The following is a 24654-nucleotide window of genomic DNA, read 5'->3' as shown; positions in this document are numbered from 1 at the left end:
TGCCGGCAATATGATCGGTTCATTTAATAAAGTTAAATGTGGTATGCCGTCAAGTCCGGAACAGAATGATATCATATTGAATGAACTGTTGTTCAACCCTGCCCCGGGAGGTTATGACTATATAGAACTTTATAACCGCAGCAAAAAGGTCATTGACCTGAAGGAGATAATGGTTGCCTCAAAATCATCTGTTGGCACCTTTATAAACATGACTCCTGTTAATGTAAGCCCCCGTTTAATCTTTCCCAATGAATACCTGTTACTAACGGAAAACGTTAACTGGCTTCAGCAAAATTATTTTGTAAAAGATGGAGCCGCGATTTTGATGATTTCAGATCTTCCATCATTGCCTGATGATAAGGGATACATGGCGGTCATTAACGGAGTGGGAAATTTAATTGATGAGATCAGCTATTCAGACAAATGGCATTTTGCTTTACTGAACAATAAGGAAGCCGTTGCTTTGGAAAGAATTGATTTTTCAGTGCCTGCCAACGAAAAAACCAATTGGACCTCGGCTGCATCCGGTGCAGGATTTGGCACACCTGGTTATCAAAACAGCCAGTTTCGTGCGGATCTCCAGGCGCAGGGTAGCCTGGTGATTGAATCAAAAATATTTTCACCCGACAATGATGGATACCTGGACCTGGCGGCGTTTCGCTATGAAATGGAGGAACCCGGATATATGGGATCTATTACAATTTATGATGCTGCAGGAAGACCGGTAAGATTCCTCGTCAAAAGTGCATTACTCGGGATGAAAGGTGTCTATAACTGGGATGGACTTGATGAAAATCTGAAGAAACTTCCGGTAGGTATTTATATTGTTTTGATGGAAGTATTCAATCTTAAGGGACGCGTGAAAAAAATTAGGAATTCAATAACACTCGCAAGGAAGTTTTAAAAAGTAGATTTGAGTCCATCAAAATAAAAAAGCAGTGATGAAATTATTCAGCACTGCTTTTTTATTTGACGCGATTATGTAACTCAGGTTGTTAGATCAATATTAATGTTGATATGCTAATCAGGTTGTTTGTTCAATATTAATGTTGATACGCAAATCAGTTGGTTTATTCAATATTATTGTTGATACGCAAATCAGGTTGTTAATTCAATATCAAAGTTGACAAGGTTTACAAACTGTTGTATCCTGGTATCTATATCTTTTTTGGTAATTTCCCTGAGTCTGTCCGGACCGAATTTTTCAACACAATAAGAAGCCATTGCAGAACCTACAATGATAGCTGTCTTCATGTTTTCAAAGGAAATATCTTTTGTGCGGGCGATATGACCTATAAATCCCCCTGCAAAAGTATCTCCTGCTCCGGTAGGGTCAAACACATCCTCCAATGGAAGGGCGGGCGCAAAAAATACCTGGTCTTTATGAAACAACAGGGCTCCATGTTCGCCTTTTTTTATAATGAGATATTTAGGTCCCATCTTCATGATTTCCTTAGCTGCCTTAACAAGCGAAAACTGTGCGCTTAACTGCCTGGCTTCGCTGTCATTGATCATCAACACATCCACCATACCCAACACTTCTTCCAGTTGAGGCAAAGCGATTTCCATCCAAAAGTTCATCGTGTCCATCACGATCAGTTTTGGCCTCACCTTTAGTTGTTGTATAACTTTCTTTTGAATAGTTGGATCGAGATTTCCAAGCATCAGGAATTCTGCACCCTGGTAAGATTCAGGAACAACCGGGTTAAAATCAGCCAGTACATTGAGGTCGGTCACAAGCGTATCGCGGCTATTCATATCCAGATGATATTTGCCGCTCCAGAAAAAGGATTTTTTATCAGGAACTACTTCAACACCCTCGAGTTCAACACCACGGGATTTCAGCTCTTCCATTTCCTCTTTTGGGAAGTCGAAACCAACGATAGATATTTGTTGGATCGGCTTTATAAAATTGCTGGCGGCATAAGCCACATAGGTAGCAGATCCCCCGACAATCTGGTCGGTTTTACCAAATGGCGTCTCAATAGCATCAAAAGCCATCGTGCCTACAACGATCAATGACATAGTTTGTTTTTAAATGATATAAACTGATTTTTAAAATCGTGCAAACCTACATGAAAATAGCCAGAGAATAGCCAGGATATCGGTAGTAAAGGATTGAAGTTCCCTGAAAACGACTAACGAATGTTAGTATATTACTATATTTGTCAGCCATGTCGAAAATCAAGAGCAACAAAAACGGAACCCGTAAGGATGTGATTATATCTAAAGCGGCCCGGCTGTTCAGGGAGAAAGGATATAGTGCAAGTTCCATGCGTGATCTTGCCGAAGAGGTTGGTGTAGAAGCAGCCAGTTTATACAATCACATCAGTTCAAAATCAGAAATCCTGCAGGAAATTTGTTTTAAGGTAGCTAATAAATTTATGTCGCATATAGAGGCTATCGATAACAGTCCCAGAGATTCTATTGCCAAAATTGAAGCCGTACTTCGCTTTCATGTGCAACAGATGATCCATCACTATGAAGAGGTATATGTCAGCGACAGGGAATGGAAACACCTGGTAGATCCTTATCTGTCCAATTACCAGAATCAACGCCGTACCTATCGTCAGCGGATGGCGCAGATTATTGAGAATGGAATTCAAAAAGGGGAGATAAAAATTATTGATGCTCCAACTGCCGTTCTTATTATGTTGCACGCTGTAAGCGGCATAGAGTCATGGCATCGCAGTAAAAAAAAGATCAGTGGAGAATTACTGGAAGAAAATATGTTGATGATACTAATCGACGGATTGAGGAGTAATAAGTAACCCACAAGATTATGTCCATTCATTTTCATAGGCTGGCCGTTGCAGATGTAAGAAGAGAAACTGCTGAATGTATCTCGGTCGCTTTTGAATTGCCTGATGAAATAAAATCATTGTTTCAATATCAGCCTGGCCAGAACATTACGGTTAAGACACTGATCAACAATGAAGAGGTTCGCCGATCTTATTCCATTTGTAGCGGAGACCACGAAAATGAATTGCGGATAGCCGTGAAAGAAGCGCCTGGCGGCGTTTTCTCAAGCTGGGCGAACCACAAATTGATAAAGGGCCAATTCCTGGATTTGTTGCCCCCGACAGGTCGCTTCATCGTCCATCCCGACAGGAAAAACAAAAAGAGATATCTCGCCATTGCAGCAGGAAGCGGTATAACACCGATACTGTCTATCATAAGTTCCATACTTCACCACGAACCTTTAAGTTCCTTCACGCTCCTTTATGGAAACCGTAACCGGGCTTCTATCATATTTCGTGATCAGCTTGATGCACTTAAAAACAGGTTTATGCCAAGGTTTGCCCTGCATCATGTTCTAAGCCGTGAAATAACCGATGCGGAGATTTATAGTGGCCGGATTACTGCTTTGAAGTGTGAAGAGATGAGCGCAAATCTTATCGATTTTCAATGGATGGATGAGATCTTTATTTGCGGACCTGAAGCCATGATCTTCGAAATCAAAGATTGGTTGCTGGGCAGAAAAATTACGTCAAATAAAATACACTACGAATTATTTACCATACCTGTTTCACAGGGAAAGGACAAGCTGTCCGTGATTTCCGCTTCGGTACCTATAGACCCAGGAAAAATTCAACCGGGTCCGCATGGTCCCGAAACAACTGCTTCGACTGAAATACCAGTAAGTGATATCACGGTAAAACTTGATGGTATCAGCTTCGATTTCAAACTACCATTCGAGGGCAAAACAATTCTTGAGGCTGCTCTTGATCAGGGGGCAGATCTTCCTTTTTCCTGTAAAGGTGGGGTTTGCAGTACCTGCCGGGCTAAGCTTGTTGAGGGGCAGGTTGCTATGGATCTGAATTATGCACTGGAACCGGAGGAAGTAGAGGCCGGTTTTATACTTTGCTGTCAATCGCACCCGTTAACAAAAAAAGTGGTTATTGATTATGATCAGAAATGAGTTAAGAGAGATATGAGTTATGAATTTTGAATTATGAAAACTAGTTATGAATTGAACCATATTCTATTTCATATCTCTTTAACTAACTCTTCATTCATAATTTTTTTTTAAGGGGTTGCTGAATGAAATGTATCCAAAGAGTATTGCGAAAATCGCGTAGACGATGGTAATGATCCAGAGATGATTAAGGCCGTTGGTTTTAATGGCGAGTTTACCTACTGCAAGAACTCCAACCAGGAAATGAGCATAGTTTCCAAGCGCAACAGGTTTGCTGTAAATCCCTCCTATCAGGTTTCCTTTGGCCATCCAGTTTAGCAGAGCAAACCCAAAATAGGCAGCACCTAGTAATTGAATAAGCAAAGCGGTTTTAACCGGCAAATCAATATAAGCGGCCACTTCTTCCGGGATAAATGTTAATAGAATTCCTATAGCACCAAGCACCAGGGCACTTGACATCATTAAAACTTTTGTGTTCATTCAACGCTTATTTAAATTGTGGGTCTACAGACTTTACCTGCAGACGTTACATACAGACTTTACATACAGACGTTACGTACAGACGTTACATACAGACGTTACCTGCAGACTTTACAATGTGGTCTATAGCCTGAAGATACTCTTAGGAGTTGGATAAATATATTTGGCTGTAGTGGTGGACTAAGTACGGTGGGCTTGAATCAGGTGTGCTTGAATCGAATTTACTTGAATTGATTTTATGTGAATTGATTTTTAGAAAATGATATAAGGGAAAATGATATGAGAGAAACTTACCTGACTGCCTTAGGCTTACAATCAAAGTCTGTCCATAATGTATTTAGAGCGGTCCAAACCGAATCTGTAAGCGGTCTTAGTGATATTTCATGAAATACAAAAGTCTTATTTTGTCCATCACATAGTTTCTGATGAACGATGCAATTTAACGTAACAGGTTTTTGCTGCATATAATCAAGCATGTCAATTGTACCCGAGAAAGTTGACAGATCACCTTTATGTGTTGCGATTTTCTTCACCGTCACTTTTGTTGGCTTTACAAGGTCCGCTGGAATTTTCCTGGGTTCAACATTACGTCCGATAAGGCCATCATAATACATTGCAAGATTCTTTTCAACATCCCGCTCATTGATTACAGGTTTTCCATCAAGGTACCATAAGAATGCATATGACCAGTACTCATTGCTTGTTGCTTCTCCCCATCCCTTTGTAAAACGCACATCTTCTATCCCACTGTATTTAATACCGGGAGCGAATTCAATAGGTATAAGAAATCTTTCGATGCCCCAACCATCCATTGATAGAGAATATGGTGCCTGCCAGGCATGACCATCAAACGCGGGCTTCGCATCCTGGGCTAACAAAGTATAAGCTGGAAGGAAAATGACCAGGAGCAAAACGTTTTTCAGCATATAATTAAATTAAAGTTTCAAGTAAATTAAAGGATCAGGTAAATCAAAGGATCAAGCTACAATCGGACCAATCACATGTAGATTATCGATCGAACTATGCTCACTTACTATTCGTAATCTACAATTCTGCTTGTTGTTCGTAATGTACAATTCCGCTTATTGCTCGTAATATACAATTCCGCTTATTATTCGTACTGTATAATTCAGATACCTATCCTGTTTTTTATGTTTTACTATCAGTAACAACTTTTATCCGCATTTCTATCATATGCTTTGAAAATCCGATTTTTTCATAAGCCCTGATTGCTGCACTGTTTGGATAATAAACTTCGAGTCTTAATTCATCAACTTTTTTTGACAGCGCCCATTTTTGCAACTCCGCGACAATCATTTTATTGATACCCCGGCCACGGTATTCTTCCACAACAAACATAAAACCCAGGTAAGCATGATGTTCATGTTGCAAATATTCTTCTGATTTTTCAATTCTTGCATAACCTGAGGCAATAAGTTTTCCATCGACTTCCGCAACTAATAATTGCGATTCCGTTGAATTTATGAGACCGTGGAGATCATAATAATTAATTGAGCCTGGTTTTAAAGTCGGATCAAAAGGACGCTCCGCTGCAATAACTCCCTGTTCAAATTGATAAAGCTGTTCCAGGTCAGATTCCACGGCCTGCCGGATAATGATGCGATCGTTGTTAATTTCCATACTATTCAATATAGCATCGGTGGTTTCAAAAATATAGATTTGAATATACTTAATAATCCGGATTCAGTTTATTTCCAGGACATTTCAGAGAACTAAGATGGGTCAAAAATATGATGGCTTTGTTAAGGCATCAAACGGATTGCATCCAGTAAGATATCTTCAAGTTATGAGTGATGAGTTATAAGTGATGAGTGAGTGATGAGTGGATTCCTGTATTTTCACTCATCACTCATAACTCATAATTCTCTTTAAGTTTTCCTGTTCAGGCTATAAGAAAAATCATGATCACCAACCATAAGCCCTCCTTTGGGATCCATTATGTAGACTATGTTTTCATCTGTCTGTAAAAGATCAATAGTATTCCCGTTGTTTAAGTCCAGGCTATAAATGATATTATTTGCCTTGTCCTTTTTCAATTTCCATTTTCCATCCCTGGTTTCCAGACTTCCAATCTTGTAAGTGCCGGAATTAGCATTGGACTTGTCTTTATACAAGGTAATCTTCCATTTTTTCTTATAACATTCAGGTCGGGTTTTTCCAATCATCAACTCCTCAATCCCGCGGCAAGGTGTTCTTCCAATAAAAACAATGGAGTCTTCAAAATGACTTTTAAATGATATCAACTTAACTTCCTGTGTAGGAATTTTCTGCGTGGCATTTAATGTATAACTCCAGCCGCCGTTTCCTATCATCATAGTCCCATCCTTGTTCAGCAGATGGACTATGTTTGGGTTCAACAAAAGCATCGCCAGGGATTTTGATTTGTGTTTAAGTATTATCCGGCCATTGCTAAGCTCTATGGCACCATTCAATTTTACATTCTTTTCGTCTAGAAATCCATTTGTATTTGGCTTGCTTATTCCGTATTTGCATTCAAGTCCAAAAGACTTGTTGTCAATTATGCTAAGATGCCAGCGTATGAAATCTATCGAGTCTGCCTGGCTGATCGCCAGGAAATCCCGTACCTCAGGTCCGGCGGGAGTGCTGGCAGTATAATTCAATTCTTTGTCGAAGACAAGAGCGCCGGTGGAGGCAACATTACCAGTGATAAACGCAACGCTGCCGGAGATAAACATTAAGAACAACAGGAGCAGTTTCATAATTTCATTTTTTTAAATTTAACCGCAATGATGCGTCAAAAAATAAAAATTTGATTACTGGTAGGTTTTTCGTGACAACTTTCGATCGGTATAAGAAATTTTAAGTTTACAAGCTACGATATATATACAATAACATAATATGTTCCCCGGCCAAACACTAACACTCGTTAGCATTCCGGCGGGAAATTTGTTACCTTTAAAACAAAACGATTAACCATGCCTCTTGATTTTCAACAGAATTTTGATGCTAAACTGGAGCTGGAAATCCGCGTCGAACCAAAAGACTGGATGCCCGAAGCCTACAGGAAAACGCTGATCAGGCAAATCAGTCAGCATGCACACAGTGAGATCGTGGGGATGTTGCCAGAGGGAAACTGGATCACGAGAGCACCTACACTAAAACGTAAAGCAACGCTTATCGCCAAAGTCCAGGATGAAGCGGGGCATGGCTTATACCTTTATTCTGCCGCTGAAACGCTTGGCATCACCAGGGATGAAATGATCACACAACTACATTCCGGCAAAGCAAAATATTCTTCGATTTTTAATTACCCTACATTGACCTGGGCTGATATCGGCGCAATTGGCTGGCTGGTTGATGGAGCTGCCATTATGAACCAGGTTCCACTTTGCCGTGCTTCATATGGCCCTTATGCCCGGGCGATGGTGCGCATTTGTAAAGAAGAAAGTTTTCACCAGAGACAAGGTTTCGAGATATTGCTCAAACTGAGCCAGGGTAACGATGCACAAAAGGAAATGTGCCAGGACGCAATAAACCGATGGTGGTGGCCTTCTGTTATGATGTTTGGCCCCAGTGATACAGATTCGCCGAATTCAGCGCAGAGTATGAAATGGAAAATCAAAAGACTGAGCAATGATGAACTGAGACAAAAGTTTGTTGATGTTTGTGCGGAACAGGTTAAGCTGCTTAATATGCAAATTCCGGATGCACACCTGGAATGGAACGAAGAGAACGGGCATTATGATTTCGGGCCAATCAACTGGAACGAATTTTACGATGTGTTAAATGGAAATGGTCCATGCAATAAAGAAAGAATTGCAGCCCGCATCAAAGCCCATGAGGATGGCGCCTGGGTGCGCGAAGCAGCGCAGGCTTATGCAGAAAAAAAAGCAAGAATAATATCAAACAATTCAGAACAGGAATCACTAATGGAAAAGCAGTTACAAACAACATAGTTACCGTAACAACTTATGAAATTCAATAGATGATTGCTGTCGAATAAAAAATGATTCAACGAACGATTTTTACAACATCAACAGATTATGATGGAGAAACAAGATTGGCCTTTATGGGAAGTTTTTATTAGAAGCAGGCAGGGCCTGGACCATAAACATGTTGGCAGTCTGCATGCTGCCGATGCACAAATGGCTATTGAGAACGCCCGTGACGTTTACACCAGGAGAATGGAAGGAGTTAGCATCTGGGTAGCTGAATCAAAGAACATACATGCGTCAAGCCCTGATGAATCCGAGAGTCTCTTTGAACCTGCAAACGATAAAGTTTACCGGCACCCGACATTTTATGATCTTCCGGACCAGTTAAAACATATGTAAGATGTCTGCAGAAAATCATTTGTTTTTATATACGCTTCATCTTGCAGACAATGCGCTGGTACTCGGGCACAGGAACAGCGAGTGGACCGGTCACGGCCCGATACTCGAACAGGATATAGCCATCAGCAATATAGCTTTGGACCTGATCGGGCAGGCAAGAAATCTTTATCAATACGCTGCAGAACTTAAGGGTGGAGGCTCAACAGAAGACTCACTTGCTTATTTACGCGATGCAAGGGCATTTAAAAACTGCCTGCTTGTTGAACAACTAAACGGTGATTGGGGATGCACAATTGCAAGACAGTTTTTCTTTAGTACCTATCAATACTATCTGTACAAACACCTGGTTAAAAGCGTCGACACGAGGCTCGCTGCCATAGCAGAAAAGTCGATTAAAGAAGTTGCTTATCACCTGCGTTGGAGCAGTGAATGGATAGTTCGCCTTGGTGATGGTACCGCCGAAAGCAAAACAAGAATGCAAAAAGCGGTTGATCTGCTCTGGCCTTACATGGGCGAATTAACGACAGCAGCCGATTATGAAATCGCGCTGGCTGATAGTGGTGTAACAGTTAATCCGGATTTCTTGAAGATAATGTTCAATGAGAAGGTAAACTCCGTGTTAAGAGAAGCTACATTAAACATCCCTCCGGATAACTGGATGCAGTCAGGAGGAAAACAAGGTATCCATTCAGAGCAACTCGGCTATCTGCTTGCTGAAATGCAATTTCTGCAAAGAGCTTATCCCGGCGCTGAATGGTAACAATTATGAAGCAGCGACAAAATAATTACATGCGATGAAAGAATTACAACAGGTATAAAAAGAAATAGAATTATGTCTGACGATATTAATAGAATCTGGAACTTACTCGCACAGATCAATGATCCTGAACTTCCTGTTTTGTCTATCGTTGACTTAGCAATTGTCCGGGACGTGAAGGAGGTTGAAGGAAGTTTTGAGATTATCATCACGCCTACCTATTCTGGTTGCCCCGCAATGGATGTAATTGCCATGGAAATACGTGCAGTATTATTGACTAACGGGATCGGTGATTTCAAACTGACAACAGTGTTCTCGCCTGCGTGGACAACGGACTGGATGAGTGAGGAAGGAAAACTAAAGTTGAAATCTTATGGCATCGCTCCTCCGACACCCGGTCAGTCAGTTTGTGATTCCCGGATGTTTCACCTGGAAGAAGCAATACAATGTCCACTATGCAATTCATACAACACCAGGATGATAAGTCAGTTTGGTTCTACGGCATGCAAGTCATTATACCAGTGCAATGATTGTAAAGAACCATTCGACTATTTCAAATGTCATTAGCCTTTAGCATCTTTATTGCTAATTTTAAATTTGTTGATACAAATTTTCTAAATAATTATTATGTCATCGACTCCTTTTAATGTAGCTGACCACGTAGCGCGGATAACGCTTAACCGTCCCGAAAAACTCAATGCCTTTAACCGCGAAATGGCCCTGGAACTCCAGTCCCGGCTTGATAGCTGCGCTCGTGACGCTTCAATAAAAGTCGTTTTGATTACGGGCGCCGGCAGGGCTTTTAGCGCAGGGCAGGATCTATCCGAGATATGCAATGCGGAGAATCCTGGTATTGGGAAGATATTATCCGAACTCTATAATCCAATCATTCATAAAATCACTTCACTTAATAAACCTGTTGTAGCTGCCATCAATGGAATAGCAGCAGGTGCAGGTGCAAACATTGCTTTGAGCTGTGATATCTGTGTAGCTTCAAAATCAGCATCGTTTATCCAGGCTTTTTCAAAGATTGGCCTTATACCAGATAGCGGCGGAACATTTTTTCTGCCGCGGCTGGTTGGCTGGCAAAAAGCAAGTGCACTGATGATGTTGAGCGAAAAGGTAACTGCCGCAGAAGCCATGCAAATGGGTATGATTTACAAATTTTTTGAAGATGAGGTCTTTGAATCTTCCGTGAATGAAATTTGCATTCAGCTCGCCAATATGCCAGCTACCGGTCTTGCATACACGAAACGGGCCCTCCAGGCTTCCTTCCATAATAGTTTGCATAACCAGCTTATAGAAGAGGATGAATTGCAACAACAGGCTGCCGGATCTCCTGAATTTGCGCAACGGGTAAGAGCATTCGTCAAAAAATAAGCTGTTTGCAGGAAAAATCATAAATTATTTGCAGGAGGAATCCGCCCGTAAAATCGCGTCTGTGCTTAGGAGATACCTCCGGAAGGAAATGCTATCTTTGCCGCTCAAATGGAAAAATCGAATTTCGTAGATCAGATAAGGGTGTTTTGCCGGTCGGGGCACGGCGGGGCTGGAAGTAAGCATTTTATGCGCACAAAATTCAATCCGGAGGCGGGTCCTGACGGAGGCGATGGCGGCCGTGGGGGACATATTGTTCTAAGAGGCAACAAAAACCTTTGGACACTACTTCACCTCAGATATTACAAAAACGTACTGGCAGAAGATGGCGAAGGCGGTTCAGGAAATAATTCCAACGGCCGAAGCGGGAAAGATGTTATTATAGAAGTTCCACTTGGAACCATAGCCCGTGACCAGGAATCGGGCCTCGTTGAAGGTGAAATTCTTACAGACGGGCAGGAAATAATATGGATGAAAGGTGGACGTGGTGGCCAGGGAAACGCGAAGTTCGCTACGGCCACCAACCAGGCACCGGAATATGCTCAACCTGGTGAAGACGGAGTTGAGGGATGGAAGGTACTGGAACTGAAGGTTTTGGCTGATGTTGGCCTGGTCGGCTTCCCGAACGCTGGTAAGTCTACCCTGCTTTCTGTTGTTACTGCTGCCAAACCAAAGATTGCTGATTATGCTTTTACAACCCTTGTACCAAATCTTGGTATGGTTGAATACCGTGATGGGAAGTCATTCTGTATCGCAGATCTTCCGGGTATCATCGAAGGTGCTGCAGAAGGGAAAGGGTTAGGGCACCGCTTCCTAAGGCATATCGAAAGAAACTCAATTTTACTTTTTCTAATACCTGCAGATGCCAGTGATCACCGCAAGGAATTTGATATCCTGTTAAGTGAGCTGGAACAATACAACCCTGAGTTATTACACAAGCAATTCCTGATTGCAGTGAGCAAATCAGATATGCTGGACGATGAATTGAAAGAAGCCATCTCCAAAGAACTCCCCGTAAACGTTCCCCACATATTTATCTCTGCCATTACCGGAAAAGGACTGACGGAGCTGAAAGACGTGCTTTGGAAGACGCTGAACGAGTGATAAGTGATGAGTTATGAGTGAGCTTATAGCCAATACATTCATCACTCAATCATTCCACTCATAACTCATAACTCATAATTCATAATTCATAACTCTTTTCCTACGCTTTTACCAAATTTGCTACAGCTTTCCTCGAAAACTCACTAAGGATCAGCCTGCCGCTGATCTCGGCTTTTTCGGCGAGATAAGTATCCCAGTGCTCACATCCTTTCCAAAAAGACTGTTTTAATTCGCGCGTAGCCAACGGGCTGGCATGAGTCAATGCATTTGTTAGTCGCGAGATAGATTCATCCATGCCACTTACCGTTTCGTGTACTTCAGCATACAAACCTTTACGTTTGGCCCAGTCGGCATTCCGCCACATGGTGGAATCAATTGCCAGGTGACTGAAGGCAGAAAATCCTATCCGTTTTTCGATCACCGGTCCCACTACAAAAGGCCCGATGCCGATCGATAATTCACTTAATTTAATATCGGCACCTTGCACCCCAATGGCATAATCAGCAGCTGCAATCAAACCAACGCCTCCACCTACAGCCTTGCCATGAACCCTGGCCACAATAAACTTCGGACAGGTGCGCATTGCATTAATCACCAATGCAAAACCACTGAAAAATTTCTGTCCCTGCTCCAGCGTGGTGATAGTACTCAGTTCTTTAAAAGAAGCCCCTGCACAAAAAGATGAACCGCCACCGGAACAAAGTACAATCACTCTTGTATCGGATTCATTGCCTGCCCCATGGATGGCATGAGCAATTTCCTGCAATAACCTTGAGGGAAGTGAGTTTCCGGAAGGATGAAAAAATTCAATAGTCGTTATACTGCCATGCGTTTCTGTCTTTACATATCCGCCATGAATTTCACTGAGCATATTTAATCTTTTGAATGTTATTGGTTGTCAGGAGCCTTGTTTTTTAGCAACCATCGTCAGGATAGTTGCGATCGCAATCATCTCATTGGTTTCATCGGATACTTCAACCAGCCATTTCACGATCCCTTTTGCTGCTTCGTCTTCTTCCCTTGTATCCTGAGGAAGTTTTTCTTTACAGGTTAACTTCACACCAATCGTTGTTCCCGCATAAACTGGTTTCAGGAACCTGCATTCCTCTATACCATAGTTCAGCAAAACAGGGCCTTTCCTGGCATCTACGAAAAGACCTGCCGCTGCACTTAAAATAAAGTAACCATGCGCTACCGGCTTTTCAAAAATAGTACCACCAAGCGAGGTATGATCCGTGTGAGCATAAAAATGATCCCAGCTAATGTTCGCAAAGTTTACAATGTCTGCTTCAGTAATTGTTCTCTTATGAGTGATAACACTGTCGCCGACTTTAAGTTCTTCATAATATTTACGGAAAGGATGTTTTTCATCTTCTGCGAAATCTGCGCCGGCCTGGTAAACATTTGTGATTGCTGTGAGGGTGGAAGGCGAACCCTGAAGCGCTAAACGCTGCATATAATGATGCACACCTCTAACGCCACCCATTTCCTCGCCACCACCAGCCCGACCCGGACCTCCATGAACAAGCAATGGTAAAGGTGAGCCATGGCCTGTACTTTCAGCAGCACATTCACGATTCAGGATCAGGATGCGGCCATGCCAGGCACCCGCTCCCAATACAAAGTTTTTTGCGATTTTATTATCTGCGGTGACTATGCTGCAAACCAGGGATCCCTTGCCTTTTCGCGCCAGCATAATCGCATCTTCTGTTGTTTTATAAGGCATAATTGTACTCACTGGCCCAAATGCTTCTACTTCGTGTGGCTCGCTTACGTTAAAGGGATCTTCATTCATCAACAAAAGCGGGCTGACAAATGCGCCTTTTACCGCATCAGCATCCAGCACTTCAACCTCATCAAGTGAACCATAAATTATTTGCGAGGATGCCAATAACTTCTGTACCTGGCTTCTCACTTCCTCACGTTGACCCATACCTGCCAGTGATCCCATTCTTACTTTTTCATTCAACGGGTTACCAATTATGGTTTGATTAAGCACCCTGGTCATATCTTTCCAAACAGCTTCCATCAGGTTTTCCGGGCAGAATATCCGCCGGATTGCAGTACATTTCTGCCCTGCCTTTGCTGTCATTTCTTTTCTGACTTCTTTTATAAAAATCTCCCACTCGGGCATACCGGGTTCCACATCTTTACCCAACACAATGCAGTTTAGTGAATCAGCCTCCATATTAAAAGGCACAGATTGACCGAGAATGTTGGGATGTGTTTTTAGCAATAAACCCGTTTTTGCAGACCCGGTAAAAGTCACCACATCCTGCGGGCCGGCATAATCAAGCATGTCACCTGCACTTCCACAAACCAGCTGGATGGCGCCGGGAGGAAGAATGCCGGAAGCAACTATTTCCTTCATAACCGCTGCGGTAAGATAAGAAGTGACTGTGGCTGGCTTAACAATAGCGGGTACCCCTGCCAGTAAGTTTACAGCGATTTTCTCAAGCATTCCCCAGACAGGGAAGTTGAAAGCATTGATATGAATAGCTATCCCTTCTTTTGGAACAAGCAGGTGCTGCCCCATAAAACTGCCGTTTTTGCTCAGGCTGATAACATCTCCATCGGTGCAAAACGGTTCGTCAGGAAATTTTTTCCGGAGAGAAGCATATGAAAACAGGTTGCCTATTCCCCCCTCGATGTCAATCCAGCTGTCGGCCCTGGTTGCACCTGTCATATAACTGATGCGGTAGAATGCAGGCAGGTGTTCACGCAGGTGCAAAGCCAGTGCTTTCAGCATTCTGCCCCGCTCATGAAAAGTCATCTTCCTTAAGGCAGGTCCACCTGTATTCCTGCCATAGTCAAGAATTGATTGGTAATCCAGTCCTTTTGTTGAAGCAAAACCAATAATGCTTCCATCCACAGCATGAATCAAAGGCATACCTTCCCCATCTCCCGATACCCAGTTTCCGGAAACATAATTCTGAAGTTTCTTCATATCCGCTTTCATGTTTATTGTCACTCTACTTCAAATTTAATCAAAAGAAACCCTGAATACTGCTATTGATTTTTTTGCTTCCTTATCTTTGACGCACATCGCAAAATCGATTTAATATTATGAAAAGCCCATTGAAAAACAAATATTCGCTTTTGAGAAACACGAACAGCCTGATTTTGCTTATCCTTTTTGTTTTTACGGTATTGATGACTGCATGCAAAGATGAACCGGCAACGGAAGCAACAGAAAGAAAGGACGGATATACAAAAAATCTCAAGACCAGGCAGGATTCGCTGTTCCAGGAAGTGATGGATGGTCATGACATAGGCATGGCCCGTATGGGGAAGATTTCAGGATATCTTAAAACGATAAAAGTTGCACTTGATAGCACTAAAAAACAGAAATCTGCCGATAAAAACCTGATTGCAGTATTTGAATCCGTATCTGCCGATCTTAGCCAGGCTGATTATAGTATGAACAGGTGGATGGAAGAATTCAAACTTGATTCTGCTGAAAATAATGAACCCGTCAGGATCGCTTACCTCGAATCAGAAAGAGATAAGGTAAATAAGATCAGGGACAGGATCCTGAATTCGCTCAAAAGGGCAGATTCACTTTACGGGAGGGATCTGGACAAGGAATAACCGTGAATAAGCGGTTTTTGTTTAGAGAACGAATCTCAGGATTGTCAATAAAACGATTTGCTTATTTTGTCTATTGCAAAATTCCCAAGCTTTTGTTTTTAAAACAATAGGCTGGTTTTGTCTAAAAACGATTATCTAGCTTTGTTTGTGATCGATCTCTTTGCTTAACTGGTCAAAAATGTCGTCAATTGTTCCTTCGCCCTTCACTTTCACGACCTTGTCGGACTTGCTATAATGACCTGCCACCGGTGATGTTTTGTTTTCGTACTCTCCGATACGCGCGCGGATGATCTTTTCGTTAACATCATCGCTACGGCCGGAAGTTTTTCCGCGGTTGATTAACCGGTCGATCAGTTCATCTTCAGAAACCTGCAGGGCAAGTACTAAATCGATCTGCGCATCATTTTCGGCCAGGAGGTTATCGAGCGCGACAGACTGGGCAACGGTTCTTGGAAATCCGTCAAAAAGAAAGCCTCTTATCCCGGGATTGTTTTCGATGGCTGAACGGATCATACCGATCACAACTTCGTCCGGCACCAGTTCGCCCCTATCCATATATCCCTTGGCAGAGAGGCCAAGCGCTGTTTTATTGGCAATTTCTTCGCGTAGAATGTTACCGGTAGCCAGGTGCATCAGACCATACTTCTCTATCAGCTTTTCAGATTGTGTACCTTTGCCACTGCCCGGGGGACCAAATAAGATTAAATTGAACATGTTGTGTTATCAGCCTTTTATGATTGCCTTTGTGAGCCGACAAATATAAAGGAACACACTTAAAATACGTTTAACAATTTTGCGGAATCCTCCCGAACCTAGTTATCGTAAATTTGTTATAACTATTATATGATGAAATGTTCATTTAAAGCTTTTAACAAAATCTCATTTTTTGCGATACTGATCTTGCTGGCCGGCGCATTACAGCAATGTTCCTACTCACAAACTCCTGACACAAAAAAAGTAAGCATGGATAACAAAAAAGAGAATAATCCCGTGTATTCCCGCAATGATTCATCGAAAGTGGGTCTTAGCGAAGCCGAATGGAAGAAAATATTACCGTCTGATGTGTATTATATTTCCAGGCAAAAAGGCACTGAAAGACCAGGTACCAGTCATTTTGAACACAGCAAGGAAATAGGTACCTATTATTGCGCTGCCTGTGGAAACGCGTTGTTTAAAAGTGATACCAAATTCGACAGCGGTTGCGGTTGGCCAAGTTTTTACCAGCCTATCAGCAAGACCAGCATTATTTATGAAGTTGATAATACGTTGGGAATGAAGCGAACTGAAGTGATGTGTGGTCGTTGCAAAGGACATCTTGGCCACGTTTTCGATGATGGTCCTCCTCCAACAGGATTAAGATATTGCATAAACGGCGTTGTTCTTGACTTCGAAAAAGCAAAGGAAGCCGAAAAGAAATACAATGCGAAGGGTGAATAAGTGTGATCTGAAAAAATTATTTTTTTCATAATTCCTGTAATGTTTAGTTAATACAGTAATGTTTAGTCGGCCCGGTTTCTACCGGGCCGTTTTTCAATACTTCATATCTTCGCGGCTTGAAAAGAAATAACAAACACAGGGTTCTCGAAAATGTACTGGTAGAAGACTATGCGGCAGAGGGGAAATCACTTGCGCGGATAGATGGAAAAGTCATTTTTATTGAAGATGCTGTACCCGGAGACATAGTGGACGTTCGGCTTTCAAAAAGCAAAAAAGACTGGGCCGAAGGAAAGGCTATTAATTTCCGGCAATACGCCAGTCACCGGGTTACTCCATTCTGTGAGCATTTTGGAGTTTGCGGAGGCTGTCAATGGCAGATGTTGCCATACGAGCAACAACTGGGCTTCAAACAGAAGCAGGTCCAGGATAACCTGCAACGAATCGGCAAGGTGGCGCTACCACCTTTCGAACCCATACTCGGGGCCACCGATACCAGGTATTATCGCAACAAAATAGAATACACCTTTGGCAATAAGCGATACCTTCTCCCCGAAGAAGTCGGTGATCCGAACTTTTCTGCTTTCCAGGATGTTGCCGGTTATCATGTGAAGGGTCTTTTTGACAAAATAGTTGATATCAGGAAATGTCATCTGCAGGCTGAACCCACCAACGGAATCAGGTTGGCTTTGAAAGAATATGCCATCAGCCATAACCTGAGTTTCTATGATATCAGGAATCACATTGGTTTTATGCGGAATGTCCAGATCCGTTTTTGTCGTTCCGGAGAACTGATGGTTAACGTTATTTTTGGATATGAAGATGAGGCTCAGCGAATTCCAATGCTTGCTCATCTCCTCGAATTATTTCCTTCTATCACAACACTTTTGTACACTATCAACACTAAGTGGAATGATAGTCTTTTTGATCTTTCCCCCGAGATTTATTATGGCAAGGGTTATGTGATTGAAACACTGGAAGATTTCCGCTTTAAGATCGGCCCAAAATCATTTTTTCAAACCAATACCGGCCAGGGAGAGCGATTGTACCAGGTTACACGTGAATATGCAGACCTGACCGGGAATGAAATTGTTTATGATCTTTACTGTGGTACAGGCAGCATTGGCCTGTTTGTAAGCAGGCAGGCAAAAAAAGTTATTGGGGTAGAACTGATCAATGAAGCCATTGAAGATGCAAAGGAAAATGCCTTGCTGAATAATATTCTGCATGCGGAGTTTTATGCCGGTGATGTTATAAAAATCTGTGATGATGCTTTTTTCGACCAGCATGGCCGCCCGGATGTGATCATCACAGATCCGCCACGCGCGGGTATGCATGAAAAACTGGTCGAAAAAATACTTGATATCGCCGCGCCGACAGTTGTATATGTCAGCTGTAACCCTGCAACTCAGGCCAGGGATCTGAATTTGCTTGATGCAAAATATGAGGTAACCAGGATCCGGCCGGTTGATATGTTTCCGCATACACATCATATCGAAAATGTGGCCCAGCTTAAATTGAGGGCCGGAAACTGAGGGCCAATACCAACGTCCGGTGCTGAGATCCGATGCTGAGGCGGGATACAGAGATCCGATACGGAGGTCCAACGCTGAGGTCGGATACTGTGGTCAGAATCTGAGGTCGTAATCTGAAGTCTGATTGTTTGCTTTTGAATTTATGCCCTATGCCGGACCGGTAGTCAGGATGATCACAGGACGCTGTACAATGTGAATGTGCTGTCAACAAACCTTTTGTCAATGAAATTATAGTTAAGGTTTCTGCGAATCGGTCAAACATAACGATATTCGCAGTTCAAAAAATATGTATGAGGGATTTCAGAGTCAGGGGGTTCCAGGGGATACCCACGGTTATAAAAAACCTGCTTATTATAAATGCCCTGGTCTTTTTTGCTCAGGTTACTTTTGAGAATAGCTCTACCATCCGACTAAATGATTGGCTGGCACTTCATGATCTACACTCCCAGTTTTTCAAGTTTCACCAGCTATTTACATATATGTTCATGCATGGAAGTATTGGACATATTTTCTTTAATATGTTCGCACTCTGGATGTTTGGTTCAGAACTTGAAAATGTATGGGGCCCAAAACGATTCCTGCTGTTTTATATTTCATGTGGAGTCGGCGCGGGACTTCTGCACCTTGGGGTCCTTTATTTCGAGTTCCAGGCTGCGATCGACCAATTGCCGTTTTTGAGTCTTGAAAAGCAGCAGGAGACAATCAGTGCTATACATTATTCTACCACAATTGGAGCCTCTGGTTCAGTGTTTGGTTGCCTGGCAGCTTTCGGTTATTTATTCCCTAATAACGTTTTATATATCTACGCACTTTTTCCTATCAAAGTAAAATGGTTTGTTATTCTTTATGCCGCCGCTGAACTTTGGATGGGTATTTCGAATTCCGCCGGTGATAATGTCGCACACTGGGCGCATCTCGGGGGAGCGCTGGTAGGCATAATCATGGTGATTTACTGGAACAAAACCAACCGAAGGCAATTTTATTAAATTCCAACTTTGGAGGCGCTAATCTGTTAATTTTGTGTAGTGAAACTAAGCACTGGCTTATTTCGCACGGGTTTTGTATTTTCACTTAAATTAATGCTGTGTTGATGGATAATCGCTTCAAGAGGAAAATGACGCTGGGCCAGGATGGTAATACTCTTGTGCTGTTGCTTGCGATCCTGGGAACCGTATTTTGCCTGTTTATCTTTTTACGTGTGGGATTTTATTTGTCCGGCATACCCCTTGAACAATACCGCGAAAATATCTTCAGCTGGTTTACTTTGCCAGCGGATCTGGGTACACTCGCCAAAAGGCCCTGGACACTCATCACCTACATGTTTATGCATGATGGAGTCTGGCACATGCTGGGCAATGTAATCTGGATCTGGGTGTTTGGCTATATCCTTCAGGATCTGACAGGCCCGAGCAAGATCATACCGCTGTTTTTATATGGAGGTGTAGCAGGTGGAATACTTTTCTTAATAAGCTATAACGTGTTTCCTGGTTTGCGATTAAACATGCCGCTTACAACTGTCGAAGGCGCTTCAGCCGGCGCAATGGCAATCGCTATTGCAACTACTGTACTTGCACCGGGTTATCGTATTTTCCCCATGATCAACGGCGGGATACCATTATGGGTCATTACATTGATCTATATCATAGTGGATGTTGCCATGATTTCCTCTTCAAACAGTGGTGGTCATATCGCACATATCGGCGGTGCCCTGATGGGTTATGTTTTTGTTTTACAATTAAGAAAGGGTAACGATTGGAGTGCCCCGATAAACAAGTTTTTTTATTGGATCAGTAACCTGTTTAATCCTGACAAAAAGAATTGGAAAAAAACAGCAAAACGTGATTTCCATTATTCAGTAAAAGGCACTGAACCTTACAAGAAAATCCCAAACATCACACAAAAACGAATAGACGATATCCTTGATAAAATAAATCAGCAGGGATACAGATATCTCACCGAAGAAGAAAAGGATATCCTCAAACGTGCTGCCGATGATGATGCTTAACATACCCCTATGTCTTTTTTAGCAACGTTTACCAGAAGACTTTTTATTGTTCTGAACATACTGGCAGCTATTTTCTTTTTGCTTGCCTGTATTAACATGTTTATAGATCCGGGTGAATGGTGGTTTATCGCGATACTTGGATTGTTCTTCCCATTCATGATTGTTGTTCATCTCTTTTTTATCGTAGGATGGTTATTTGCCAGATCACGCTGGGCTTTGCTTTCCGTGATCGTACTGATCATCGGCTATTCAAATATCAACGCACTTATCGGTACTACTTATAATTCAGCGGACAGCTCTGTTAAAAAACCCAATACCATCAGGATACTATCCTGGAATGTGCACCAGTTTGGCTTTTTTGAAAATCCTAAAAACGGAGTGACCTTAAGGCGGCAGATGCTGGATTTTATCAAAGAACAGGACCCCGATGTTTTATGCCTGCAGGAATTTGTGAAAAACAGGCTGCCAGGTAAAAAACAAGTGACAGTATTTGAGTTGATGAAAAATATCGGCTATCCTTATTCATTCTACAGTGAAGATTATATCCAGGATAAAGGCGAATACTCAATGGGTGTTGCTATATTTTCCAAACATGCGATTATAGACAGTTTCAGGATCAGGTATAAGGGAGATACCAGATCGATGAGCGCAGAAAGCCTGCTGGCCGCTGACATTTCAATTGATGGTAAGCCAATCCGGATATTTACCACGCATCTGCAATCAAACCGGATTGGGCAGGAAGAGTATGTTCATGTGAGCAGCCGCCATGGAGATAAAGACAGTGTGCTTATTGCATCAAAATCGATCGCTAAAAAATTAAGGACTGCCTATCGGTTTCGCAGTGAACAGGCAAACAAGTTAGCAGCTGCCATGGATGCGAGTCCTCACCCGGAGATTGTTGCAGGGGACTTCAACGATATTCCAAATTCGTATACATATTTCAGGATTCGAAAAAACCGGGTAGATGCATTTCATGAACAGGGATGGGGACTGGGAAGAACATTTTCGCATATCTCGCCAACTTTGCGGATAGACTATATCATAGCAGACAAGAAATTTGAAGTGTTACAATTCAAACGCCAGCTACTCCCCTATTCTGATCATTACCCGATTATTGCAGATTTGCGGTTAAACGGAGAGTAGGGTTAAGTTGTGAGTGGTGAGTGGTGAGTGGTGAGTTTGAGTGAATAGTGAGGGAGATATGCGTACATACAAGTATTTTTGTAAAATGATAAGTAATGAATATTTGATCATCGAGACACCTCATAATTTAAAAATTCATGACTTATTTTCATAACTTATTTTCATAACTCATAATTCATAATTCATATCTCTTTTCATGGGTTTGATTGTATATAATTCGTTAAGCAGGAAGAAGGAAATATTTAAGCCTATAACACCCGGATATATAGGGATGTATGTTTGCGGACCAACCGTTTACAGTGACGTGCACCTGGGCAACTGCCGTACTTTTATTTCATTTGATATCATATACCGCTACCTCACACACCTGGGATATAAAGTGCGTTATGTACGCAACATCACTGATGCCGGACACCTCGAAGGTGATAGGGATGAAGGTGATGATAAGTTCTCAAAAAAAGCACGGCTCGAGAAACTGGAACCAATGGAAATTGTGCAGAAGTATACCCTGGGCTTCCACAAAACTATGGAACTGTTTAATGCTCTTCCACCAACCATCGAACCCACTGCAACCGGCCATATCTTAGAACAGATTGAGATGGTTAAAAAGATCTTAAAAAACGGTTATGCATACGAAGTAGATGGTACGGTGTATTTTGATGTTGAAAAATACAATAAGGAAAAGCCCTATGGTATTCTCACCAACAGGAAACTTGAAGATATGCTGGAAGGCACACGCGAACTTGGTGGGCAGGATGAAAAAAGGGGCCGGCTTGATTTTGCACTATGGATAAAAGCAAAACCGGAACACCTGATGCAATGGCCTTCACCCTGGGGTATGGGTTTTCCCGGATGGCATATTGAGTGCTCTGCAATGAGTGAGAAATATCTTGGCAAACAATTCGATATACATGGTGGCGGCATGGATCTCGCTGCTACCCATCACACAAATGAAATTGCGCAATCACAGGCATGTTACCATATCAGTCCGGTCAACTACTGGTTACACACCAATATGCTTACAGTGAATGGTGCAAGGATGAGCAAAAGCGCAGGAAATGGTTTCCTCCCTCACCAGCTTTTTACCGGCGATCACCCATTGCTTGAAAGGGCTTACTCACCTATGACCGTACGCTTTTTTATGCTCCAAACGCATTATCGCAGCACCCTCGATTTCAGTAATGAGGCTTTACAGGCAGCGGAAAAAGGTTTCAGACGTTTATGGGATGCTTACCAGGTATTGATGGGTTTCAAAATTGAAACAGATGGTGCAACAAGCACTGCTTCATCCGAATTTAGTGCTGAACAGGATGAGAAAGTAAATCGCCTTCTCAACGAGATGGATGAATTCATGAATGATGATTTTAATACATCAAGGGTACTCGCAAATATGTTCGACCTGATGCACGTGATCAATGGCATCAAAGACAAGCATATACCACAGGGTAACTTTTCCACTGAGACCATCAGGAAATTACAGATTTACTTCAAAGCTTATCTTGAGGATATTTTTGGCTTGAAAGATGAATCGGGCAAAAACGAAGGCAAGCTCAGTGGAGTGGTTGAACTGTTGATCGAAATACGCAAGGAAGCGAAACTGAAAAAAGATTATGCAACTTCCGATAAGATCAGGAACCAGTTAACCGGATTAGGGATCATATTGAAGGACGAAAAAGACGGAAGCATTAGTTACAGCTTTGGCTAAGAACATCATTCTAAGAGTATCATTCTTTGAGTATCATTCTTTGAGTATCATTCTATAAGTATCATTAGCTAAGTATCATTAGCTAAGAACATCATTCTAAGAGTATCATAAGCTAAGAGCTTCATTAGCTAAGAGCTTCAACGGAATAAGGGCAATTGTTTTTTATTTTGTTGCTCTTACCATTTCACGTTTCCCATAGGGACCCTGGATTTTTTTGACAGTCAGCCCGGAAGTCATCATGGTTTTACGAACAACACTTTTTGAACAATAAGTTGTAAGAACCGCCCCGGTTTTCATGAAGGAAGCGACTTTTGTGAAACTTTCAGCCGACCATAGCTCAGGTTGTGTAAGCGGACCAAATGCATCAAAATAAACAAGGTCAAAAACTGGTGCCGATTCAACTACATTACCTGATTTAACAACATTACCCAATTGAACAACATTACCCGATTCTACAAAATTACCTGATTCAACAATATTCCTCGATTCAGCAATATTCCTCGATTCAGCAACATTTATAGCTGTAATGCTAACATCAAAATCCGAAAGTGTTGATTTATATTTAGTAAATGTAAAATAAGGGTGGATGGCAATTGGTATCCCCCATTCAGCTTCATGCATTTTTTGCAAATAACCGGCAGCATCGTTATAATTCAGAAGACCTGCCATTTCCTGCTCAAGTGGTTCCGGCTCTATGGTGGTGTATGAAATTTTTCGTCGCACAGCCATTGCCTCCATTGCAGTTAGCAAGGCATTAAGGCCTGTTCCAAATCCAAGTTCGAAAACATGCATCATTTTTTCACTGTCATCGGACCAACCAGGATCAGTAGACCATTTGTATTTCAACCCCGCATCAATAAATACGTGTAAGGACTCCTGTAGCGCACCATGCCTTGAACGGTAAGTGATATCAAGTGAGGGCACTATGACGGTATGGGAACCATCTTTTGTCACCAGCAACTCCCTTGTATTCCCCATATCATTTTGCAATTTCCATTATTTATACTGCAAAGTTAACCGGGATTCATATTTACTTTGTTCATTTTGCAAGTTCATGGCGTTCACTCGGTTCTTCACTCCGCCGGATGGGCCTTTCGGTTGGTTTGATTTGCCACTGTGATTCCTGGTTAATACCATTGTTCATGCCGCTGGTGGTTCTTGTCTCCGATCAGCTTTTTGTTCCCTGATCGGCTTTTTTAGGTATTCATGTTGTGCTGGGGGTTGTTTGGCCCTGATCGGCTTCAGTAACTCCGGACAGGAATCGAAGGTGGCAATCAAACCAACCTCA

The 24654-nt window shown here is 42.2% G+C and carries 25 protein-coding genes; 16 read left to right on the top strand and 9 right to left on the bottom strand.

The features are described from left to right. Positions 1 to 904, top strand: a 904-nt coding sequence (locus tag VK664_RS25740; protein ID WP_461401592.1) for a hypothetical protein, incomplete at its 5' end; no start/stop codon positions are given. 194 nt (positions 905 to 1098) lie between these two features. Here VK664_RS25740 and VK664_RS25735 read toward each other — a convergent pair. Then, positions 1099 to 2025, bottom strand: a complete 927-nt coding sequence (locus VK664_RS25735; RefSeq protein WP_461401591.1) for a PfkB family carbohydrate kinase — start codon at positions 2023 to 2025, stop codon at positions 1099 to 1101. Between the two features lie 149 nt (positions 2026 to 2174). On the opposite strand from VK664_RS25735, the gene VK664_RS25730 reads away from it, so the two are divergent. Together VK664_RS25730 and VK664_RS25725 are read left to right on the top strand one after the other, a co-directional pair. Then, positions 2175 to 2771, top strand: coding sequence for a TetR/AcrR family transcriptional regulator (locus VK664_RS25730; RefSeq protein ID WP_461401590.1), 597 nt, complete (start codon positions 2175 to 2177; stop codon positions 2769 to 2771). A gap of 11 nt (positions 2772 to 2782) precedes the next feature. Beyond that, on the top strand, positions 2783 to 3922 hold the full coding sequence (locus tag VK664_RS25725) for a 2Fe-2S iron-sulfur cluster-binding protein (RefSeq protein ID WP_461401589.1): 1140 nt from the start codon (positions 2783 to 2785) through the stop codon (positions 3920 to 3922). Positions 3923 to 4012: 90 nt separating this feature from the next. Here the strand turns inward: VK664_RS25725 and VK664_RS25720 are convergent, their stop codons facing one another. From VK664_RS25720 to VK664_RS25705, 4 genes are all read right to left on the bottom strand, one after another. Continuing rightward, positions 4013 to 4399: a hypothetical protein gene (locus tag VK664_RS25720; protein ID WP_461401588.1), complete on the bottom strand. Its 387-nt coding sequence runs from the start codon at positions 4397 to 4399 to the stop codon at positions 4013 to 4015. Positions 4400 to 4689: 290 nt separating this feature from the next. Further along, complete coding sequence (locus tag VK664_RS25715; protein ID WP_461401587.1) at positions 4690 to 5325, bottom strand: hypothetical protein; 636 nt, start codon at positions 5323 to 5325, stop codon at positions 4690 to 4692. A 223-nt stretch (positions 5326 to 5548) separates the two neighbouring features. Continuing rightward, positions 5549 to 6040 (bottom strand): GNAT family N-acetyltransferase, encoded by a 492-nt coding sequence (locus tag VK664_RS25710; RefSeq protein ID WP_461401586.1) that lies wholly within the window; start codon positions 6038 to 6040, stop codon positions 5549 to 5551. A 248-nt stretch (positions 6041 to 6288) separates the two neighbouring features. After that, positions 6289 to 7140 carry a hypothetical protein gene (locus VK664_RS25705; protein ID WP_461401585.1) on the bottom strand — a complete coding sequence of 284 codons (852 nt, stop codon included), beginning with the start codon at positions 7138 to 7140 and terminating at the stop codon, positions 6289 to 6291. 216 nt (positions 7141 to 7356) lie between these two features. Here VK664_RS25705 and paaA point away from each other — a divergent pair, with 216 nt between their 5' ends. The 6 genes from paaA to obgE all read left to right on the top strand — a co-directional run bounded on the left by paaA (position 7357) and on the right by obgE (position 11953). Beyond that, positions 7357 to 8337: a 1,2-phenylacetyl-CoA epoxidase subunit PaaA gene (gene paaA, locus VK664_RS25700; protein WP_461401584.1), complete on the top strand. Its 981-nt coding sequence runs from the start codon at positions 7357 to 7359 to the stop codon at positions 8335 to 8337. A gap of 87 nt (positions 8338 to 8424) precedes the next feature. Next, entirely contained in the window at positions 8425 to 8715 is a 291-nt protein-coding gene (gene paaB / locus VK664_RS25695; RefSeq protein ID WP_461401583.1) for a 1,2-phenylacetyl-CoA epoxidase subunit PaaB, read from the top strand. 1 nt (position 8716) lies between these two features. Further along, on the top strand, positions 8717 to 9475 hold the full coding sequence (gene paaC / locus VK664_RS25690; RefSeq protein WP_461401582.1) for a 1,2-phenylacetyl-CoA epoxidase subunit PaaC: 759 nt from the start codon (positions 8717 to 8719) through the stop codon (positions 9473 to 9475). Positions 9476 to 9547: 72 nt separating this feature from the next. After that, the gene (paaD, locus tag VK664_RS25685; RefSeq protein WP_461401581.1) at positions 9548 to 10039 is read left to right on the top strand and encodes a 1,2-phenylacetyl-CoA epoxidase subunit PaaD; all 492 of its coding nucleotides are present in this window, start codon (positions 9548 to 9550) and stop codon (positions 10037 to 10039) included. Positions 10040 to 10099: 60 nt separating this feature from the next. After that, positions 10100 to 10852, top strand: coding sequence for an enoyl-CoA hydratase-related protein (locus VK664_RS25680; RefSeq protein ID WP_461401580.1), 753 nt, complete (start codon positions 10100 to 10102; stop codon positions 10850 to 10852). A gap of 108 nt (positions 10853 to 10960) precedes the next feature. Further along, the gene (obgE, locus tag VK664_RS25675; protein WP_461401579.1) at positions 10961 to 11953 is read left to right on the top strand and encodes a GTPase ObgE; all 993 of its coding nucleotides are present in this window, start codon (positions 10961 to 10963) and stop codon (positions 11951 to 11953) included. Positions 11954 to 12053: 100 nt separating this feature from the next. Here obgE and VK664_RS25670 read toward each other — a convergent pair whose 3' ends face one another. After that, the gene (locus VK664_RS25670; RefSeq protein ID WP_461401578.1) at positions 12054 to 12824 is read right to left on the bottom strand and encodes an enoyl-CoA hydratase/isomerase family protein; all 771 of its coding nucleotides are present in this window, start codon (positions 12822 to 12824) and stop codon (positions 12054 to 12056) included. Positions 12825 to 12851: 27 nt separating this feature from the next. Next, positions 12852 to 14900 (bottom strand): phenylacetic acid degradation bifunctional protein PaaZ, encoded by a 2049-nt coding sequence (paaZ, locus tag VK664_RS25665; protein ID WP_461401577.1) that lies wholly within the window; start codon positions 14898 to 14900, stop codon positions 12852 to 12854. 119 nt (positions 14901 to 15019) lie between these two features. Here paaZ and VK664_RS25660 point away from each other — a divergent pair, with 119 nt between their 5' ends. Further along, positions 15020 to 15544 (top strand): hypothetical protein, encoded by a 525-nt coding sequence (locus tag VK664_RS25660; RefSeq protein ID WP_461401576.1) that lies wholly within the window; start codon positions 15020 to 15022, stop codon positions 15542 to 15544. Between the two features lie 135 nt (positions 15545 to 15679). Here VK664_RS25660 and VK664_RS25655 read toward each other — a convergent pair whose 3' ends face one another. Continuing rightward, complete coding sequence (locus VK664_RS25655; RefSeq protein ID WP_461401575.1) at positions 15680 to 16258, bottom strand: adenylate kinase; 579 nt, start codon at positions 16256 to 16258, stop codon at positions 15680 to 15682. A 129-nt stretch (positions 16259 to 16387) separates the two neighbouring features. Between VK664_RS25655 and msrB the strand changes: the two genes are divergently transcribed. The 6 genes from msrB (at position 16388) to cysS (ending at position 23366) form a co-directional block, all read left to right on the top strand. After that, the gene (msrB, locus tag VK664_RS25650; RefSeq protein WP_461401574.1) at positions 16388 to 16981 is read left to right on the top strand and encodes a peptide-methionine (R)-S-oxide reductase MsrB; all 594 of its coding nucleotides are present in this window, start codon (positions 16388 to 16390) and stop codon (positions 16979 to 16981) included. Positions 16982 to 17097: 116 nt separating this feature from the next. Next, a complete protein-coding gene (rlmD, locus tag VK664_RS25645) occupies positions 17098 to 18513 on the top strand; it encodes a 23S rRNA (uracil(1939)-C(5))-methyltransferase RlmD (protein ID WP_461401573.1) in 1416 nt (471 codons plus the stop codon). Positions 18514 to 18803: 290 nt separating this feature from the next. Then, the gene (locus VK664_RS25640) at positions 18804 to 19499 is read left to right on the top strand and encodes a rhomboid family intramembrane serine protease (RefSeq protein ID WP_461401572.1); all 696 of its coding nucleotides are present in this window, start codon (positions 18804 to 18806) and stop codon (positions 19497 to 19499) included. Between the two features lie 104 nt (positions 19500 to 19603). Next, positions 19604 to 20518, top strand: coding sequence for a rhomboid family intramembrane serine protease (locus VK664_RS25635; RefSeq protein ID WP_461401571.1), 915 nt, complete (start codon positions 19604 to 19606; stop codon positions 20516 to 20518). Between the two features lie 9 nt (positions 20519 to 20527). After that, the gene (locus VK664_RS25630) at positions 20528 to 21661 is read left to right on the top strand and encodes an endonuclease/exonuclease/phosphatase family protein (protein ID WP_461401570.1); all 1134 of its coding nucleotides are present in this window, start codon (positions 20528 to 20530) and stop codon (positions 21659 to 21661) included. A 196-nt stretch (positions 21662 to 21857) separates the two neighbouring features. Next, a complete protein-coding gene (gene cysS, locus VK664_RS25625; RefSeq protein WP_461401569.1) occupies positions 21858 to 23366 on the top strand; it encodes a cysteine--tRNA ligase in 1509 nt (502 codons plus the stop codon). A 162-nt stretch (positions 23367 to 23528) separates the two neighbouring features. Here the strand turns inward: cysS and mnmC2 are convergent, their stop codons facing one another. Beyond that, complete coding sequence (gene mnmC2 / locus VK664_RS25620; RefSeq protein WP_461401568.1) at positions 23529 to 24356, bottom strand: tRNA (5-methylaminomethyl-2-thiouridine)(34)-methyltransferase MnmC2; 828 nt, start codon at positions 24354 to 24356, stop codon at positions 23529 to 23531. Positions 24357 to 24654 lie beyond the last annotated feature (298 nt).

The organism is Flavitalea sp., assembly GCF_035489435.1.
Classification (GTDB): domain Bacteria; phylum Bacteroidota; class Bacteroidia; order Chitinophagales; family Chitinophagaceae; genus DATHKG01.
The sequence above is the reverse complement of the archived record's forward strand: the minus strand, read 5'-3'. Positions and strand labels throughout refer to the sequence as shown.